Origin of the sequence: Arenibacter sp. F26102 (assembly GCF_023015865.1) — a bacterium.
Taxonomy (GTDB): Bacteria; Bacteroidota; Bacteroidia; order Flavobacteriales; family Flavobacteriaceae; genus Arenibacter.
This window is the reverse complement of the sequence record NZ_JALKBC010000059.1, coordinates 1-458: the sequence shown is the minus strand read 5'-3', so window position 1 is coordinate 458 and position 458 is coordinate 1. Positions and strand designations below refer to the sequence as shown.

At 47.2% G+C, this 458-nt stretch carries 1 protein-coding gene; it reads right to left on the bottom strand.

What is annotated here, in order from left to right; all coding sequences use genetic code 11:
• Positions 1–458, bottom strand: a 458-nt coding sequence (locus MWU78_RS22245) for a transposase (protein WP_247002013.1), incomplete at both ends; no start/stop codon positions are given.

The window sequence follows — 458 nt, the reverse complement described above, 5'->3', positions numbered from 1 at the left end:
ATCAGACCTGCCCTTGGGGCTCCCTTGGGTTTGTAGTTGCGTTTCATTTTTCCCGAATTGTGTTGTTTTGGGGCAAGTCCCAACCAAGAGGTGAAATGTTTTTCCGATTTCCATTTCCCAAGATCGGTGCCCACCTCCGATAGCAGTTGCATCCAGTTATAATCCGTAATTCCGGGTAGGACGGTAGCATCCTTTCCCTCAAAGATCCCCAACAAGTGTCCTCCCATATTCTCTATATCCGGTCTATTGTGACGGATTGCCTTTCTTGCACCATTGGAGCTTGGCTTCGGTGTACCGTCCAGGTCCATCTTCTTCAATGCCTCTTCCAGCTTTATGTCGCACATGGCAATTTGTTCCCCATAGAAATCATAACAGGCCACAGCTTGGCCCAGTTCGAACAATGCGGCTTCCGAATAATGCCCCTTTAATGATCTTATGACCCATTCCTTTTTTGTTTT